The organism is Kitasatospora sp. NPDC059599 (assembly GCF_042735125.1).
In the GTDB taxonomy this organism is placed as follows: Bacteria; Actinomycetota; Actinomycetes; order Streptomycetales; family Streptomycetaceae; genus Kitasatospora.
The window spans coordinates 14,622-29,837 of sequence record NZ_JBHWCL010000016.1 but is presented as its reverse complement, the minus strand read 5'-3'; the positions used below and the strand labels follow the sequence as shown (position 1 = coordinate 29,837).

General features: G+C 74.0%; 13 protein-coding genes and 1 pseudogene. 5 read left to right on the top strand and 9 right to left on the bottom strand.

Annotation, left to right across the window (positions count from 1 at the left end):
- Position 1 precedes the first annotated feature (1 nt).
- From ACFV04_RS08790 to ACFV04_RS08775, 4 genes are all read right to left on the bottom strand, one after another.
- On the bottom strand, positions 2 to 1,219 hold the full coding sequence (locus tag ACFV04_RS08790; protein ID WP_360255955.1) for an acetyl-CoA C-acyltransferase: 1,218 nt from the start codon (positions 1,217 to 1,219) through the stop codon (positions 2 to 4).
- 230 nt (positions 1,220 to 1,449) lie between these two features.
- On the bottom strand, positions 1,450 to 2,691 hold the full coding sequence (locus ACFV04_RS08785) for an HRDC domain-containing protein (protein ID WP_380527750.1): 1,242 nt from the start codon (positions 2,689 to 2,691) through the stop codon (positions 1,450 to 1,452).
- 199 nt (positions 2,692 to 2,890) lie between these two features.
- On the bottom strand, positions 2,891 to 3,607 hold the full coding sequence (locus ACFV04_RS08780; protein ID WP_360255951.1) for a response regulator transcription factor: 717 nt from the start codon (positions 3,605 to 3,607) through the stop codon (positions 2,891 to 2,893).
- 320 nt (positions 3,608 to 3,927) lie between these two features.
- Positions 3,928 to 4,590, bottom strand: coding sequence for a DUF3000 domain-containing protein (locus ACFV04_RS08775; protein ID WP_380338992.1), 663 nt, complete (start codon positions 4,588 to 4,590; stop codon positions 3,928 to 3,930).
- 236 nt (positions 4,591 to 4,826) lie between these two features.
- On the opposite strand from ACFV04_RS08775, the gene hemE reads away from it, so the two are divergent.
- Positions 4,827 to 5,840 carry a uroporphyrinogen decarboxylase gene (gene hemE, locus ACFV04_RS08770; protein WP_380527827.1) on the top strand — a complete coding sequence of 338 codons (1,014 nt, stop codon included), beginning with the start codon at positions 4,827 to 4,829 and terminating at the stop codon, positions 5,838 to 5,840.
- A gap of 61 nt (positions 5,841 to 5,901) precedes the next feature.
- Here the strand turns inward: hemE and ACFV04_RS08765 are convergent, their stop codons facing one another.
- On the bottom strand, positions 5,902 to 6,867 hold the full coding sequence (locus tag ACFV04_RS08765; RefSeq protein ID WP_380527746.1) for a DUF4349 domain-containing protein: 966 nt from the start codon (positions 6,865 to 6,867) through the stop codon (positions 5,902 to 5,904).
- A 117-nt stretch (positions 6,868 to 6,984) separates the two neighbouring features.
- On the bottom strand, positions 6,985 to 7,425 hold the full coding sequence (locus ACFV04_RS08760) for a DUF523 domain-containing protein (RefSeq protein ID WP_380338998.1): 441 nt from the start codon (positions 7,423 to 7,425) through the stop codon (positions 6,985 to 6,987).
- Between the two features lie 55 nt (positions 7,426 to 7,480).
- Here ACFV04_RS08760 and ACFV04_RS08755 point away from each other — a divergent pair, with 55 nt between their 5' ends.
- The 3 genes from ACFV04_RS08755 to hemQ are packed head-to-tail and all read left to right on the top strand — an operon-like array spanning position 7,481 to position 10,258.
- The gene (locus ACFV04_RS08755; RefSeq protein ID WP_380527743.1) at positions 7,481 to 8,071 is read left to right on the top strand and encodes a Uma2 family endonuclease; all 591 of its coding nucleotides are present in this window, start codon (positions 7,481 to 7,483) and stop codon (positions 8,069 to 8,071) included.
- Positions 8,072 to 8,105: 34 nt separating this feature from the next.
- Positions 8,106 to 9,536, top strand: coding sequence for a protoporphyrinogen oxidase (hemG, locus tag ACFV04_RS08750; RefSeq protein ID WP_380339002.1), 1,431 nt, complete (start codon positions 8,106 to 8,108; stop codon positions 9,534 to 9,536).
- Positions 9,533 to 10,258 carry a hydrogen peroxide-dependent heme synthase gene (gene hemQ, locus ACFV04_RS08745; RefSeq protein ID WP_360255937.1) on the top strand — a complete coding sequence of 242 codons (726 nt, stop codon included), beginning with the start codon at positions 9,533 to 9,535 and terminating at the stop codon, positions 10,256 to 10,258. Before hemG ends, hemQ begins: the two co-directional genes overlap by 4 nt.
- Positions 10,259 to 10,491: 233 nt before the next feature.
- Here the strand turns inward: hemQ and ACFV04_RS08740 are convergent, their stop codons facing one another.
- The 3 genes and pseudogenes from ACFV04_RS08740 to ACFV04_RS08730 form a co-directional block, all read right to left on the bottom strand.
- Positions 10,492 to 11,274 (bottom strand): TIGR04222 domain-containing membrane protein, encoded by a 783-nt coding sequence (locus tag ACFV04_RS08740; protein WP_380339005.1) that lies wholly within the window; start codon positions 11,272 to 11,274, stop codon positions 10,492 to 10,494.
- Between the two features lie 127 nt (positions 11,275 to 11,401).
- Positions 11,402 to 12,514, bottom strand: a complete 1,113-nt coding sequence (locus ACFV04_RS08735; RefSeq protein WP_380339008.1) for a TIGR04222 domain-containing membrane protein — start codon at positions 12,512 to 12,514, stop codon at positions 11,402 to 11,404.
- Between the two features lie 30 nt (positions 12,515 to 12,544).
- Positions 12,545 to 13,848 (bottom strand): annotated as a pseudogene (locus ACFV04_RS08730) (DUF692 domain-containing protein).
- 498 nt (positions 13,849 to 14,346) lie between these two features.
- Here ACFV04_RS08730 and ACFV04_RS08725 point away from each other — a divergent pair.
- The gene (locus ACFV04_RS08725; RefSeq protein ID WP_380339011.1) at positions 14,347 to 15,150 is read left to right on the top strand and encodes a hypothetical protein; all 804 of its coding nucleotides are present in this window, start codon (positions 14,347 to 14,349) and stop codon (positions 15,148 to 15,150) included.
- Positions 15,151 to 15,216 lie beyond the last annotated feature (66 nt).

The following is a 15,216-nucleotide window of genomic DNA, read 5'->3' as shown; positions in this document are numbered from 1 at the left end:
GTCACTTACCACCCTCGAAGTGCGGGTTCTCCCAGATGATGGTGCCGCCCATGCCGAAGCCGATGCACATCGTGGTGAGGCCGTAGCGGACGTCCGGGCGCTGCTCGAAGCGGCGGGCCAGCTGGTTCATCAGGCGCACGCCGGAGGAGGCCAGCGGGTGGCCGAAGGCGATCGCGCCGCCGAACGGGTTGACCCGCTCGTCGTCGTCCGCGATGCCGTAGTGGTCGAGGAACGCCAGCACCTGGACGGCGAAGGCCTCGTTGACCTCGAACGCGTCGATGTCGTCGATGGTCAGACCGGCCTTGGCCAGCGCCTTCTCGGTGGCCGGGACCGGGCCGATGCCCATGACCTCGGGCTCGACGCCGGCGAAGGCGTAGGAGACCAGGCGCATCTTGACCGGGAGACCGAGCTCCTCGGCGACGTCCTCGGCGGCCAGCAGCGAGGCGGTGGCACCGTCGTTCAGACCGGCCGAGTTGCCCGCGGTGATGTTGCCGTGCGGGCGGAACGGGGTCTTGAGACCGGCCAGCGACTCCATCGTGGTGCCCGGGCGCAGCGGCTCGTCCACGGTGGCCAGGCCCCAGCCGGTCTCGCCGACCTCGGGGTTGGTGTTGCGGATCGAGATCGGCACCAGGTCGGGCTGGATGTCGCCGTTGGCGTACGCCTTGGCGGCCTTCTCCTGGGAGCGCACGGCGTAGGCGTCGCAGCGCTCCTTGGTGATGTGCGGGAAGCGGTCGTGCAGGTTCTCCGCGGTCATGCCCATGAACAGGGCGGACTCGTCGACCAGCTTCTCGGAGACGAAGCGCGGGTTCGGGTCGACGCCCTCGCCCATCGGGTGGCGGCCCATGTGCTCGACGCCGCCGGCCACGACCACGTCGTATGCGCCGAAGGCGATGCCGCCGGCGGTCGCGGTGACGGCGGTCAGCGCACCGGCGCACATGCGGTCGATCGAGTAGCCGGGCACGGACTTCGGCAGGCCCGCCAGCAGGGCGGCGGTGCGCCCGATGGTCAGACCCTGGTCGCCGATCTGCGTGGTGGCCGCCACGGCGACCTCGTCGATGCGCTCGACGGGCAGGTTCGGGTTACGGCGCACGAGCTCCCGGATGCACTTGACGACGAGGTCGTCGGCGCGGGTCTCGTGGTAGATGCCCTTCGGGCCGGCCTTGCCGAACGGGGTGCGGACGCCATCGACGAAGACGACGTCCCTCGCGGTACGAGGCACGGGGGCTCTCCTCCCAGGGACCAACATTTGAGGTGGGCAGGCTGCCGCCGGCGAAGACCCGAGCGGCGCCGCATCACGGCCATGCTACCGGTCGGTAACCAACCTGCCCAGGCCCCTCGGACGGATCCGACGGTGTGTCCCGCAACACGTCGGACCAGGAGAGCTGTTCCCGGGGACGACGAAGGGGATGCCGCCGGTACGGACGACATCCCCTTTCGGTCCTGCCGGGATCAGCCTTCGGCCACGGCCGAGGCGAACGCGGCGGCCATCGCGGGCGCCACCAGGTCCACCTGCCACTGCCGGGCACCGAGCCGGCGCAGCGCGGCGGCCACGCCCTCCGCGCCGCGGTCGGTCGGCGGCTCCCAGGAGACCCGCCGGACCAGGTCCGGGGTGATCAGGTTCTCGGCCGGCAGGTGGTGCCGCTCGGCCAGCTCGCTGACCGCGCTGCGCGCGCCGGAGAGCCGGGCGGCGGCCACCGGGTCCTTCTCGGCCCAGGCCCGCGGCGGCGGCGGACCGTCGTGCGGGGCGGCGGCCGGCGGCAGCTGGCCCTCCGGGATCTCCCGGCCGCGCTGCACGGCGGCCAGCCACTGCTCCAGCTGACGCCGGTGCACCCGCGGCCCGAAGCCCTGCACGGCTTGCAGCGCGGCGATGTTCAGCGGCATGGCCAGCGCGGCGTTGACGATCGCGGCGTCCGAGAGCACCCGGCCCGGGGAGACGTCGCGCTCCTGCGCCATCCGGTCGCGGGCCTGCCACAGCTCGCGCACCACGGCCAGCTGGCGGCGCCGGCGGACCTTGTGCAGCTGCGAGGTGCGCCGCCACGGGTCGGTGCGCGGGGCCGGGCGGGGCGCGGCGGCGATCGCGGCGAACTCCTCCAGGGCCCATTCGAGCTTGCCCTGGGCATCCAGCTCCTGTTCGAGTGCGTTGCGCAGCTCGACCAGCACCTCGACGTCCAGAGCGGCGTAGCGCAGCCACGGCTCGGGCAGGGGGCGGGTGGACCAGTCGACCGCCGAGTGCTCCTTGGCCAGGCTCAGACCGAGCACGTTCTCGGTCATCGGCCCGAGGCCGACCCGGGCGAAGCCCGCGATCCGGCCGGCCAGCTCGGTGTCGAACAGAAGCCGGGGTCTCATGCCGACCTCGGCCAGGCAGGGCAGGTCCTGGGTGGCCGCGTGCACCACCCATTCGGCGTCCCCGATGGCGGCGTCGAGCGCGCTCAGGTCGGGGCAGGCGATCGGGTCGATCAGGGCGGAGCCGGAGCCCGCGCGGCGCAGCTGGATGAGGTAGGCCCGCTGCCCGTAGCGGTAGCCGGACGCGCGCTCGGCGTCGACGGCGACCGGTCCGGAGCCCGCGGCGAAGGCGGCGATCGTGGCGGCCAGCGCCTGCTCGTCCGCCACGACGGGCGGGATCCCCTCCTTCGGCTCAAGGAGCGGGACCGGGGCTGCTTCTTCTGGGATGGCTGCTACGGCGTCGGTCACCCCCCAAGGGTACGACGGTCCTCGCGGCCGGGAGTGTTGTCGGACTGGTCAGACAGTCACTCGCCCGCTCCCCCGCAGGACGCTCCGGGTCCGACGCTTCGGCTCGGCGTGCGCTCGACGTCCCGGGCGCGGACAGCGCCACAGCGGCCGAGGAGGAAACGTTCCTCCTCGGCCGCCGCGGCGGTCCGGAGCGCTCGGCTCAGTGGATGATTCCGGTGCGCAGTGCGACGGCGACCATCCCTGCGCGGTCGCCGGTGCCCAGCTTGCGGGCGATCCGGGCGAGGTGGCTCTTCACGGTGAGGGCCGACAGCCCCATCGCCACGCCGATCGCCTTGTTCGACTGGCCCTCGGCGACCAAGCGCAGCACCTCGACCTCGCGGCCGGACAGCTCGCGGTAGGCGGCCTGCTGCGGGCCCGGCTGACCGGGGGCACCGGGGGCGCCCGGAGCACCGGCGGCGCCCGGCATGCCCGGCATCCCGGGGCGGCGCATCCGGCCGGCCAGCCCGGCGGCGCCGATCGGCAGGCCCGGGCGGCCCGGCATCGCGACGTTCGTCCGGGTGCCGGTGACCACGTAGCCCTTGACGCCGCCGGCCAGTGCGCTGCGGACCGCGCCGATGTCGTCGGCGGCGGACAGTGCCAGGCCGTTGGGCCAGCCCGCGGCGCGGGTCTCGGCGAGGATGGTCAGTCCGGAACCGTCCGGCAGATGCACGTCGGCGACGCAGATGTCGCGTGGGGTGGAGACCCGGGGACGGGCCTCGGCGATCGAGGACACCTCGATCACGTCCCGGACGCCGAGCGCCCACAGGTGACGGGTGACGGTGTTTCGGACGCGGGGATCGGCGATGACCACCATGGCGGTGGGCTTGGTCGGCCGGTAGGCGACCACGTTTGCGGGGTGCTCAAGAAGGACCGACACCAGGCCTCCTGCGGGGAGTGGCGGACGGAACCCCGATGGGGGCGGTCGGAGTGTTCCGCGTTCGGAAAGGGTCACAGTCTGCTTCGGCAGCTACCGTGCCCGGCTTTAGCGAAAGATCACGATCTAGTGAGTAACAATACGGACAAATCGCGCAAATGATTGATGCGACATGCCTGGTATTCGCACAAAATCGATCAGATTCGATGCCGATCGGTCGGTGTCGACCGCCTAATTGACGCAGAGCGGATCCGAAGTCACACTCCGTCAGCCCTGGGGGTGGCGTCCGGCCGTTCGGTGCCGTCGGGCCCGGACACCACTCGTCAGTGCGACCGGGGGCGTCGCCGGGCGGGCATCGGGACCACTCCACCGAGTGACGGGGCCTCGGCGGGGCCCTGCGGCGCCGGCGCGGCCGGCGGCAGGCCGGCGCTGATGCAGAGCAGGTCCGCCCAGGCCGCCAGATGCCGCTCGAAGCGGCCGTCGGCGGGCGTCCAGGAGGCCCGGATCTCGATCTCGGTCGACGACGGGCGCTCCGCCAGACCGCCGAAGTACTGGGACGCGCACCTGGTCACCGTGCCGGACGGCTCCGCGTACCCGGCGCCGTGCGTCTGGAGGGAGTCCAGCAGCCAGGCCCAGCCGACCTCGCAGAGCATCGGGTCGCCGGCCATCTCCGGCTCCAGCTCGGCCCGGGTCATCGTGACCACGCGGAACTCGCCGTTCCAGGCCTCCTGCCCGGCCGGGTCGTAGAGCAGCACCAGCCGGCCGTCGGCCAGCTCCTCGCCGTCCACCTCGACCGCGGCGGTCACCGCGAAGGAGTGCGGGGCGAGCCGGCGCGGGGCCGGCGCGGGGGAGAGCTGCACCTCGGGCCGCAGCCGGGCCCCGTCCAGGGCCGCCACGGCAGCCCGGAACTCGCTCGGCGCCCCCTCGCGACCCGTTCCGCCACCTGCTCCGCCACCCTGCGCGGGGTGCCCTCCGACCGCTGCCATGTCTCGAAGACTAGGTCGAAGACCCGGGTTATCGCCGCAACTTCTCTCCCAGCGGCGTGCCGGAACGGCAAACCCGGGCAGATCTTGGAGGAACCGACGAGACCGGCCGGGGAGAGGCCCCCGGGACGCGTGCGAAGATTTGACGCGTGAGCGAGACTACGGCAGACACGACGGCGGGCACCCACGGCGGCCCGTCCACCCCCGCGCGCCGCGGCGCCGCGTACGACTCCGCGTTCCTGCGCGCCTGCCGGAACGAGCCGGTGCCGCACACGCCCGTGTGGTTCATGCGCCAGGCCGGCCGCTCGCTGCCCGAGTACCTGAAGGTCCGCGAGGGCATCCCCATGCTGGATTCCTGCATGCGGCCCGAGCTGGTCAAGGAGATCACCCTGCAGCCGGTGCGCCGGCACAAGGTCGACGCGGCGATCTTCTTCAGCGACATCGTGGTGCCGCTCAAGGCCGTCGGCATCGACGTCGACATCAAGGCCGGTGTCGGCCCGGTCATCGCCGACCCGATCCGCACCTTCGAGGACCTCCAGCGGCTGCGGCCGCTCGAACCGGACGACGTCCCCTACATCACCGAGGCCGTGGGCCTCCTGGTCGACGAACTCGGCGGGACCCCGCTGATCGGCTTCGCCGGCGCGCCGTACACGCTGGCCAGCTACCTGGTCGAGGGCGGGCCGTCCAAGAACCACGAGAACACCAAGGCCATGATGTACGGGCAGCCCGAGCTGTGGGCCGCCCTGGTGGACCGGCTCGCGGACATCACCTCGGCCTTCCTGAAGGTGCAGATCGAGGCCGGTGCCTCGGCGGTCCAGCTGTTCGACTCCTGGGTCGGTTCGCTCGCCCCGGCCGACTACCGCCGCTCGGTGATGCCGGCCAGCGCCAAGGTCTTCGACGCCGTCGCCGGGTACGGCGTGCCGCGGATCCACTTCGGCGTCGGCACCGGCGAACTGCTCGGGCTGATGGGCGAGGCCGGTGCGGACGTCGTCGGCGTCGACTGGCGGGTGCCGCTGGACGTCGCCGCCGAGCGGGTCGGCCCGGGCAAGGGCCTGCAGGGCAACCTCGACCCCGCCGTGCTGTTCGCCCCGACCGGGGTCGTGGAGGCCAAGGCCCGCGAGGTGCTGGACGCCGCCCGCGCCGTCGGCAGCAGCGGCCACATCTTCAACCTCGGCCACGGCGTCATGCCGTCCATGGACCCGGACGCGCTCAGCCGTCTGGTCGCCTTCGTCCACGAGGCCAGCGCGCGCTGAGGCGCCGACGTACGGCGGTGCCGGGCGACTCCGATCGCGGAGGGCCCGGCACCGCCGTCGTTCAGCCCTCCGCGCCGGGGTCCTGCGCCGCCCACGGGTCCGGCTCCGCGGCGTTGGGTGCGGCAGCCGCCGGGCGGCGGCGCGCCCGGTAGCGGTAGGCCAGGGCCGCCGGGACGCCCAGCACCAGCAGGAACGGTGCCACCGCGGCCAAGGCCACGGACAGGCCGCGGGCGATGACCGCCAGGGCGTGCAGGCCGCCGCCGAGCGCCGAGCCGACCGCGTCACCGAAGCCCTCGGCCTCGGCCTTCGGCACCGGGGCGGGCGTCGGGGAGGCGGCCTCGCGGCGGACCTCCAGGGTGACGGTGGAGTACGAGGTCCGGGCCGACAGCTCCTTCTGCTGCTTCTGCAGGGACTCCAGGTCGGCCTCACGGCGGCTCAGTTCCGTCTCCAGCGAGGTGACCTCGCTCAGCGACTTCGCCTGTGCCATCAGCGCCCGCACCCGGTCCACGCTCGCCTGCTGGGTCTGCACCCGGCTCGCCACGTCGGCGACCTGCTGGGTCAGGTCGTCCGCCTGGCTCTTGCGGGAGGACACCTCGCCGAGGGCGGCGAGCTGGTCCAGGGTCTGCTGGTAGACGGCCGAGGGGATCTTGAGCGTCAGCTGGCCCGCCTGGTTCGCGCCACTGCCGGCGACCGACTCGGCGCTCACGTAGCCACCGGCCGTCGTGGCCAACTCCCGCGCCCTGGCCAGCGCCTGGCCGACGTCCCCGGCGCTCAGGCTGAGCTGCGCGGTGTACGCGATCAGCCGACTGCTGTCGGCCGCCGGGGTCACCCCGGCCGCAGCGGGGGCGCCGGATGGCTGGGTGCCGGTCGCGGCCGCCGCCGCGTCCGCACCGCCCTGCCTGGCGGGGGCCACCGCCGGGTCGACCTTGGCCGATTCCCCCGCGCCGCCCGCGCTGCACCCCCCGACCAGCAGCGCCACCGCGGCCACCGCCGTCCCCAGTGCCCCGGCTCTCGTCCGTCTCCGCATTCCCGGCCCCTCCCCAACTCCGTTGACGGGTCTCCCCCTTGGACGGAAGAGCCTGCCGTACGGACCCGTCCGGGAGATCGCGACTCCATCACGGCTCGGGAGCAGGGCGAGCACGACCTACCCGGCGGTCACCTCGAACCCCGCCCGGCGCAGCAGCGCCGCCGTCACGCCGTCACCGGGCCGCAACTCCCCGGTGAACGTGCCGTCGTAGACCCGCCCGCAGCCGCAGGACGGGCTGCGCGCCATCAGCAGGGCCCGCCGTGCGCCGGCCGCCTCGGCCGCCGCGAGCGCCGCCCGGGCGCCGGCCAGGAACTCCCCGGTGCAGTCCGCCCCGGTCGCGTCCACCACCCGCGCCCGCCCGTCCAGCACGTCCGCGCCGTCCCCGCCCACGATCTCCGCCGGCGGCCGAGGCGTCGGCAGCCCGCCCGCCCCCTCCGGGCACACCACGACGGCCCGCCCCTCCTCGACCAGGCGCACGGCATCCGCCGAGGTCCTCGCCCGTCCGTCGTACCGGCAGGGGATCCCGGCCAGGCACGCGCTCACCACGATCGGTTCCATGGCACACAGCGTAGGCGGCGGTCTGTCGTGCCCTCGAACTCGCTATCTTGGGGTCATGAGCGAGCTGCCGGACTGGATGTACGCGCCCAGAGCCGAGGGTTGGTTTGCCGACGACCTCGACCACCTGCCGCAGGCACCGCGGCACACCGAACTGATCGACGGAGCCCTGGTCTTCATGATGTCCCCGCAGCGGTCGTGGCACACCCGGGTCGTGCGACGCCTGACCGACGCGCTGGAGCGGTCGGTGCCGGACGGAGTGCTGGCCGAGGGTGAGATGACGATCAAGCTCGACCGGCGCAACCGGCCGGAACCGGACGTGGTGGTCGCCACGGCGAAGTACGACCCCGACCGCACCTGGTACGCCCCGGCTGACGTACTGCTCGTCGTCGAGGTCCTCTCGCCGGAGTCCGCGCACCGGGACCGCACCGTCAAGGTCCGCAAGTACGCCGAGGCGGGCATCCCGCACTACTGGATCGTCGAGGACGAGGAGGGCCTGCCGGTCGTGCACGTCTACGAGCTGGACGGGGCGACGGGCACCTACGCCCCGGCCGGGATCTTCCGGGGCACGCTCGAACGCCCGGTGCCGTTCCCGGTCACGATCGACCTGGACGGCCTGGTACCGAGCAGCGGGCGTGCAGGGGATTGAGGCTCCGGCGTAAGGACCTGCGAGACTTCGGACCATGTCGGATGCACACGTCGTCGTCGTCGGTGGTGGGATCGCGGGGCTGGCTGCGGCCGCTTTTCTGAGCGGAGCGGCCGGAGGCGCCGCCCGGGCCCGGGTGACGGTGCTGGAGGCGTCGGGACGGTTCGGCGGGAAGCTGTGGGGCGGCGAGGTCGGCGGGGTCCGGGTGGACCTCGGGGCCGAGTCGGTGCTGGCCCGGCGGCCGGAGGCGGTGGAGCTGGCGCGGGCCGTCGGGCTGGGCGGGGAACTGGAGCCGCCGACCACCGCGAAGGCGGCGATCTGGACGCGCGGGGCGCTGCGGCCGCTGCCGGGCGGGCAGGTGATGGGCGTGCCGGGTGACCTGGAGGCGCTGGCGGCGTCCGGGGTGCTCACCGCCGAGGGCCTGGAACGGGCCCGGCACGAGCGGAGCACCGAGGTGGGGGAGGACGTCGCGATCGGCCGCTACGTCGCCGACCGGCTGGGCCGGGAGGTGGTGGACCGGCTGGTCGAACCGCTGCTGGGCGGCGTCTACGCCGGGCGCGCCGACGAGATCTCGCTGAGGGCCGCCGTGCCGCAGCTGCTGGCGATCGCCCGGGGCGGAGGTTCGCTGGTCGAGGGGGTGCACGAGCTGGCGTCCCGGCCGAAGACGGTCGGCACCCCGGTGTTCAACGGCCTGCGCGGCGGTCTCGGCACCCTGCCGCAGGCGGTCGCCGCGGCCTGCGTCGCGGCGGGGGCGGACCTGCGGACGGACGCCCCGGTGGACGAGCTGCGCCGTACCCCTGACGGCTGGCGGGTGGTGACCGGCGGCGAGGTGCTGCGCGCCGACGCCGTGGTGCTGGCCGTCCCGGCCCCGGCCGCGGCCCGGCTGCTGCGCGCGGACGCCCCGGCGGCCGCCGCCGAGCTGGACACCGTCGAGTACGCGGGCATGGCGCTGGTGACGCTGGCGTTCCGGCGCTCCGACCTGGCCGAACTCCCGAGCGGCAGCGGGTTCCTGGTGCCGCCGGTGGACGGACGGCGGATCAAGGCGTCGACCTTCTCCTCCAACAAGTGGGGCTGGCTGGAGCGTTCCGCGCCGGACGCGTTCCTGCTGCGCACCTCGCTGGGCCGGCACCGCGAGGAGGAGGCGCTGGGCCTGCCGGACGAGGAGCTGGTGGCCCGCTCGCTGGCGGACCTGGGGGAGGCGATCGGGCTGACCGCCCGGCCGTACGACACTTTCGTCTCACGGTTCGCGGCGGGCCTGCCGCAGTACCCGGTCGGTCACCCGGACAAGGTGGCCCGGGCCCGGGCAGCGGCCGAGCGGGTGGGCGGGCTGGCGCTGTGCGGCGCCGCGTACGACGGGGTGGGCATTCCGGCGTGCATCGGTTCGGCGGCGGCCGCGGCCGCCGCCGTCGACAGACTGTTGACCCCGGCGACCGGGGAAGGTTCCACGGAGAGGACAATGGGCGCATGACTGAGAGCGTTGAGCGGGAGCCGGAGCAGCGGCCCGAGAAGAAGAAGGCGCGCGACCTGAACCAGGTCATCCGCTACACCATGTGGTCGGTGTTCAAGCTCAAGGACGCCCTGCCCGAGGACCGCGCCGCCCTGGCCGCCGAGGTGGACGGGCTGTTCGAGCAGCTGGCCGCCAAGGACGTGATCGTGCGCGGCACGTACGACGTCTCCGGTCTGCGCGCGGACGCCGACATCCTGGTCTGGTGGCACGCCGAGGACTCGGACGACCTGCAGGAGGCGTACAACCGCTTCCGCCGCACCGGCCTGGGCCGCCGGCTGGAGCCGGTCTGGTCGAACATGGCGCTGCACCGCCCGGCCGAGTTCAACAAGTCGCACATCCCGGCCTTCCTCGCCGACGAGCGTGCCCGCGACTACGTCTGCGTGTACCCGTTCGTCCGCTCCTACGAGTGGTACCTGCTGCCGGACGAGGAGCGGCGCGCGATGCTCGCCGAGCACGGCAAGATGGCGCGCGGTTACCCGGACGTGCGGGCCAACACGGTGGCCTCGTTCGCGCTCGGCGACTACGAGTGGCTGCTCGCCTTCGAGGCGGACGAGCTGCACCGGATCGTGGACCTGATGCGCGACCTGCGCCCGTCCCGGGCCCGGCTGCACGTCCGCGAGGAGGTGCCGTTCTTCACCGGCCGCCGCAAGCCGCTCATCGAGCTGCTCAACGGTCTGGTCTGAGCGACCGCGGTTCCCCCCGGAGGCCGGCCCCGTACGCACGGGGACCGGCCTCCCGGCGTTCCCGCGGGCGTCCCTGTCGGAGCGGCCCGGCGAATTCGCGCAGCACGGCGGCGGTGCCGGTGCCGACCCGGCAGGACTCCCGGGTTGCGGTGCTCGGCGGGGCCGCGTTCGTCCGTGGGCGGGAGCGTGCCCCGCTCGTCGGGGCGCAGCCGGTCTTCCGTCCCGGGGCGGGCTCAGGTGCGGTGCGGGCGCAGGGCGGCGCGCAGCCGGGCGTCGGGGAGGACGGCGGGGCCGTTCATGGCGACGGCGGTGAGCAGTTCGCGCTCCTCGTCGTCGGCGAGGCCGCGCTGGCGGGCGGGGCGGACCTCGCGCAGCACTTCCTGGCCGATCGGGGAGGCCCAGCGGGTGTAGGGGTAGACGTCGACCCGGGCCATCAGCAGGGTGCCCGAGGTGAGCACCAGCGGCAGCGAGAACCAGGCGAGCGGGGCGAGGGCGTTTCCGCCGGTGAAGCCGTTGACGGCCAGCGAGGCGGCCAGCAGGAGCAGGGAGAGCAGCAGCGCGTGGCGGACCTGCCGGACCACCACGACGGTGCTGCGCTGCACCAGTGCCGGGGTGGCGAGGCCGGCCAGTGAGAGCCGGGCGCCGATCTCCAGCACGGTGGGGTGCTCGGCCATCGCGCGGCGCAGCTCGTCCGTGCGGCACTGGCCCTCGGGGCCGACGGTGGCGATGACCGCCCGTTCCAGCCGGCTGCGGCCCCGGGGGTCGACGACGGTGGTCCAGCCGGTGTGCGCCAGGTGCAGGCGGCCCCGGCCGGCCATCAGGACGAGGGCCAGTTCGACCACCCGGTCCGGGCCGCCGGCCAGGTAGGCGGTCTCGTACAGGCCGATGCCGACGGCTTCCGGCGGGCGCAGCCCGTCCTGTTCGGCGAGGGCGTCGGCGGTGGCGGTCATCCGGACCAGCCGGAGGCAGGAGAGCACCGCCGCGACACAGGCCGGTATGAGGAACAGCAACCACATGGCCTTGTTGTATGCCTGGCCCGCCGGTGCGGGGAACGACTTCCCGGTCCGCGATACCGAACTGTGACGTCGGCCCGGGGACGGGCCGCGGCCGCGGGGGCCGCCCCGCACCCGTGCGGGGCGGCTGTCAGGAGCCGCAACCGCCGCCGCCGCAGCTCGACCCGCAGCTGGAGGACGAGCTGCAGCTGGACGAGGACCCGCAGCTGGAGGAGGACGAGCTGCAGCTGGAAGAGGACGAGCCGCAGCTGGAGGACGAGGATCCGCAGCTGCTGGACGAGGACCCGCAGCTCGACGAGCCGCAGCTGCTGCCGGAGGACCCGGAGTCGGAGGAGCCGCACCAGGAGGCGGAGCCGCCGCAGGAACTCGACGCGCAGGAGGAGGACGACGAGGACGAGGACGAGGACGAGGAGGACATGAACGAGGACGAGTTCGCGGCGGCCTGCCGCATCGCCTCCTCCTCGGCCGTGGCCGCCAGCATCGCGGCTTCCAGCTCCTGGTCGTCCAGCCCGGCGGCGGCCAGTCCGCCGAGGGCGAGCGCGCCCAGCAGCGCGCCGCCCGCCAGCCTGGGCGACACGCCGGAGTGCGGCGTCCACGGCGAGCCGTCCATCAGGGTCAGCTGACGCGCCCCGGCCGGCGTGATCCGGCCCTTGACCAGCGGCGTGGCGAGCAGCGCGACGGCGCCGGCGAACAGCAGGAAGCCGGGGATCCACAGGTTGGGGCGGTCGTGGCCGGGGGCACCGTCGTCGAGCAGTTCGGAGGCCACGGCGAAGGCCACGACGACGAGCATCGCCTGCCAGAGCAGCCGGCGGGCGGTCCGGGCCCGCCGCATCCGCTCGGGGCGGCGCAGCAGGCCGCGGTCGGCGAGCCGGTCGCCGACCCGCTGGACGGCGGCGGAGCGCATCACCATCCGGCGCAGCGGGGCGATCTCGCGGCTGCCGGTGGGCCCGGCGGCCTCCTGGATCGCCTGGTCGACGGCGTCGTACGGCTTGGCACCGACGAGCGTGACGAGGCCGGAGCGGCTGATCACGACCTGCTCGCTCATGTGCATCCGGACCAGCGCGGTGTCGAACACCCGGCCCGGTCCGCCGGCCAGGAACGCGGCGTCGAGCAGCGGCAGACCGCGGCCGGGCAGGCCCTTGGCGTGCGGGACGTGGCCGATGCGCTGCCGGGCCCGGACGGCGTACAGGGTGGCGGCCGCCAGCAGGACGGCCGGGACGATGAAGTAGCTGTTGTGCCACATGGGCGGTTCCCCCGGGGTGACGATGGGTCGCTAGCCGCGCAGGGCCCGGCGCAGACGCGCCAGCGGGCCGGTCGGCCGTACGGGTGCCGGGTGGAGCCACTGCTCCAGGGCCCGGCGGTGGTCGGCGGCGAGCGGGCCGCCGTCGGTGAGCACCCACTGGGCGAAGGCCCGGGCGTCGGCGCGGTAGCCGCCGGTCTGCGGGTGGGTGCGGGCGTAGCCGAGGAAGAGCGGACCGTACCGCTCGCCGAGGAGGCGGGGCAGGTCCGGGGCGACCTTGGCGGTGGTGTCCCGCCGCTTGGCGGCGAGGCCGGTGGACTGGGCGCGGACCCGGGCCGGGTCGAAGCCGGGCGGGACGGGCCCGCCGGCGACCAGGGCGGCCAGCAGCTCCGCCTGGCGGCGGGCCAGGCGTTCCCGGGCGGCGGCGGTGTCCCGGTCGCCGGGGTGCTCCCGGTCCGTGGTGGGGTCGCTCATCGCCGGGTGCTCCCCTCCAGCACCCGGCGGATGGCGTCCAGTTCACCGGCCAGCTCGCTGGGCGGCGGGAAGTTCGCGTCCCGTTCCAGCAGGACGCCGGGGGGCGCCACCCGGGCGCAGAGCTCGGCCAGCACCTCCAGCACCGGTTCGGTGACGGGGTGGGCGTGCGTGTCGTGCCAGGTCCCGTCGACCAGGGTGCCGCCCGCGACGTGGACGTAGGCGAGCGCCTCCAGCGGCAGGCGGTCGAGTTCGGCGGCCGGGTCGACGCCGAGGTTGACCCGGTTGGTGTGCAGGTTGGCGACGTCGATCAGCAGCCGGACACCGGTGCGCCCGACCAGCTCGGCGAGGAACTCCCCCTCGGTGAACTCGTCGTCCGGCCAGGCGAGCTGGGCGGCGACGTTCTCCAGGGCGAGCGGCACCGGGAGCTGGTCCTGGGCGATCCGGACGTTCTCGGCGATCACCCGCAGCGAGTCCCGGGTCCGGGGGACGGGCAGCAGGTGGCCGGCCTCCAGGCCGCCGGCCCGGACGAAGGCCAGGTGCTCGGTGACCAGCGGGGAGCCGAGCGCCAGCGCGGTGTCGGCGAGCCGGGCGAGACGGCCGGGGTCGGGCAGGTCGGCGCCGCCGAGGCCGAGGCCGACGCCGTGCGGGACGACGGTGACGCCGCGTTCGCGCAGCACCGCCAGTGAGTCGGGCAGGTGGCCGGCGCAGACGTTCTCGGCGACCACCTCGACCCAGTCCAGGCCGGGCTGGCGTTCGACGACGGTGTCGATCTCGGGGCGCCAGCCGAGGCCGACGCCCAGGCGGGTGGGGGCGGTGTCGCCGGAGGCGGCCCGTGCGGGCAGGTCCAGGGCAGGGGAAGTCATCGGTTCGCCCCCTTCGGAGGGCTGGGGTGGGAAGGGCCGTCGGGTGGTGCGGGCGTCGTCGCCAGGACCACGCGGCCGTGTTGCTGAGGATGTCCCCGGGCGGGGTGGCTGCCAAGCCTCAACCGGTCTTCTCAGAGCATTATTTGAGCTTGCCGTCACGGTGCTGCGGGACCCCGGCCCCGGGCGGCGGACGTCCCCGCCGGAAGAACGCCCCGCCGAGGCGGAATTCGGAGGCGGCGAGGGGGCTGGAACGGCTGCGGCCAGGACCTGTCCGGCGTCGGGATCGATGACCTCTTTGACGATCCATCGATCGCGATCGACGCGTGGCTGGGGTACGAGCGCTGTGCGGGGGAGCGCAAGGGGAGCAAGCGCCCGAAGTGACCCTCGGGACGGTGATTCTGACGTGCAGAATCGCCGCGAGGGGGGTATTTCCGGCCACGGGAGGGGACTTAACCAGGGCGTACCGTTCGTGGTCGAGTCTTCCTCCGGGGGGATGATATGGACATCCTGCTCCAGGTGCTGATCGCATCGGTTCCGGCCGTGATCGGCTTCCTCGCGGCCCGCTCCCTCGCCCGGACCAGGCTGCTCCTGCGCTACGGCTTCCTCCGGGCGCTGCTGGCGCCGTACGGCCGGGTGCAGATCATCACGCCGAGCATCGAGGTCGCGGAGTTCGCCTTCACCTCGGACGGTTGCCAGCTGACCAGCCGCGGGCCGAAGAACGTGCTGTTCATGCCGATGGCCGAGGCCAGGGCGATAGCCGAACTCACCGACCTGCTGCGCAAGGTCAACCGGAAGGCGACGATCGAGCTGGTGGTGGCGGGCGCGCAGGACCCGCGGATGCCGACCTTCTCGATCGGCGGCCCGAGCGTCAACGCGTACTCCGCCGGCGTGCTGGACGCGGTCTTCCCGGACTTCGCGATCGAGTACCCGGAGGAGGCCCGCGCCCGCTGGGGCGGAATGACCTTCGAGGCGCTGTTCAACCCGGCCGGGGAGCTGATCCGCGACCACGGCTTCGTCTTCGTGACCCGCACCCCGCGGCACGCGCCCTGTGTCGTGCTCTGCGGGGTGTTCGCCTTCGGCTCCGCGATGGCGGTGGAGGCGCTGACCACGGCGAACCGGAACTCGCCGCTGGCGGCGCTCTTCCGCTCGGGGGAGAAAGGATTCGTCGCGGTCGAGGGCCGGGTGATCGGGCTGGACACCGTGGACGTCACGGTCGAGGTCTGCCGCGCCCTGCCCGCGCCCCGGGCCGACGTCCCGTCGGGCTTCCGGGGCGAGGTGTCCGCCAGTCGTCCCGAGCAGTGAGACAATTGGTCTCGACCACGTGGTGCGAATCGGGACAGCACGGGAGAGACCGGGTCACGAACTCCT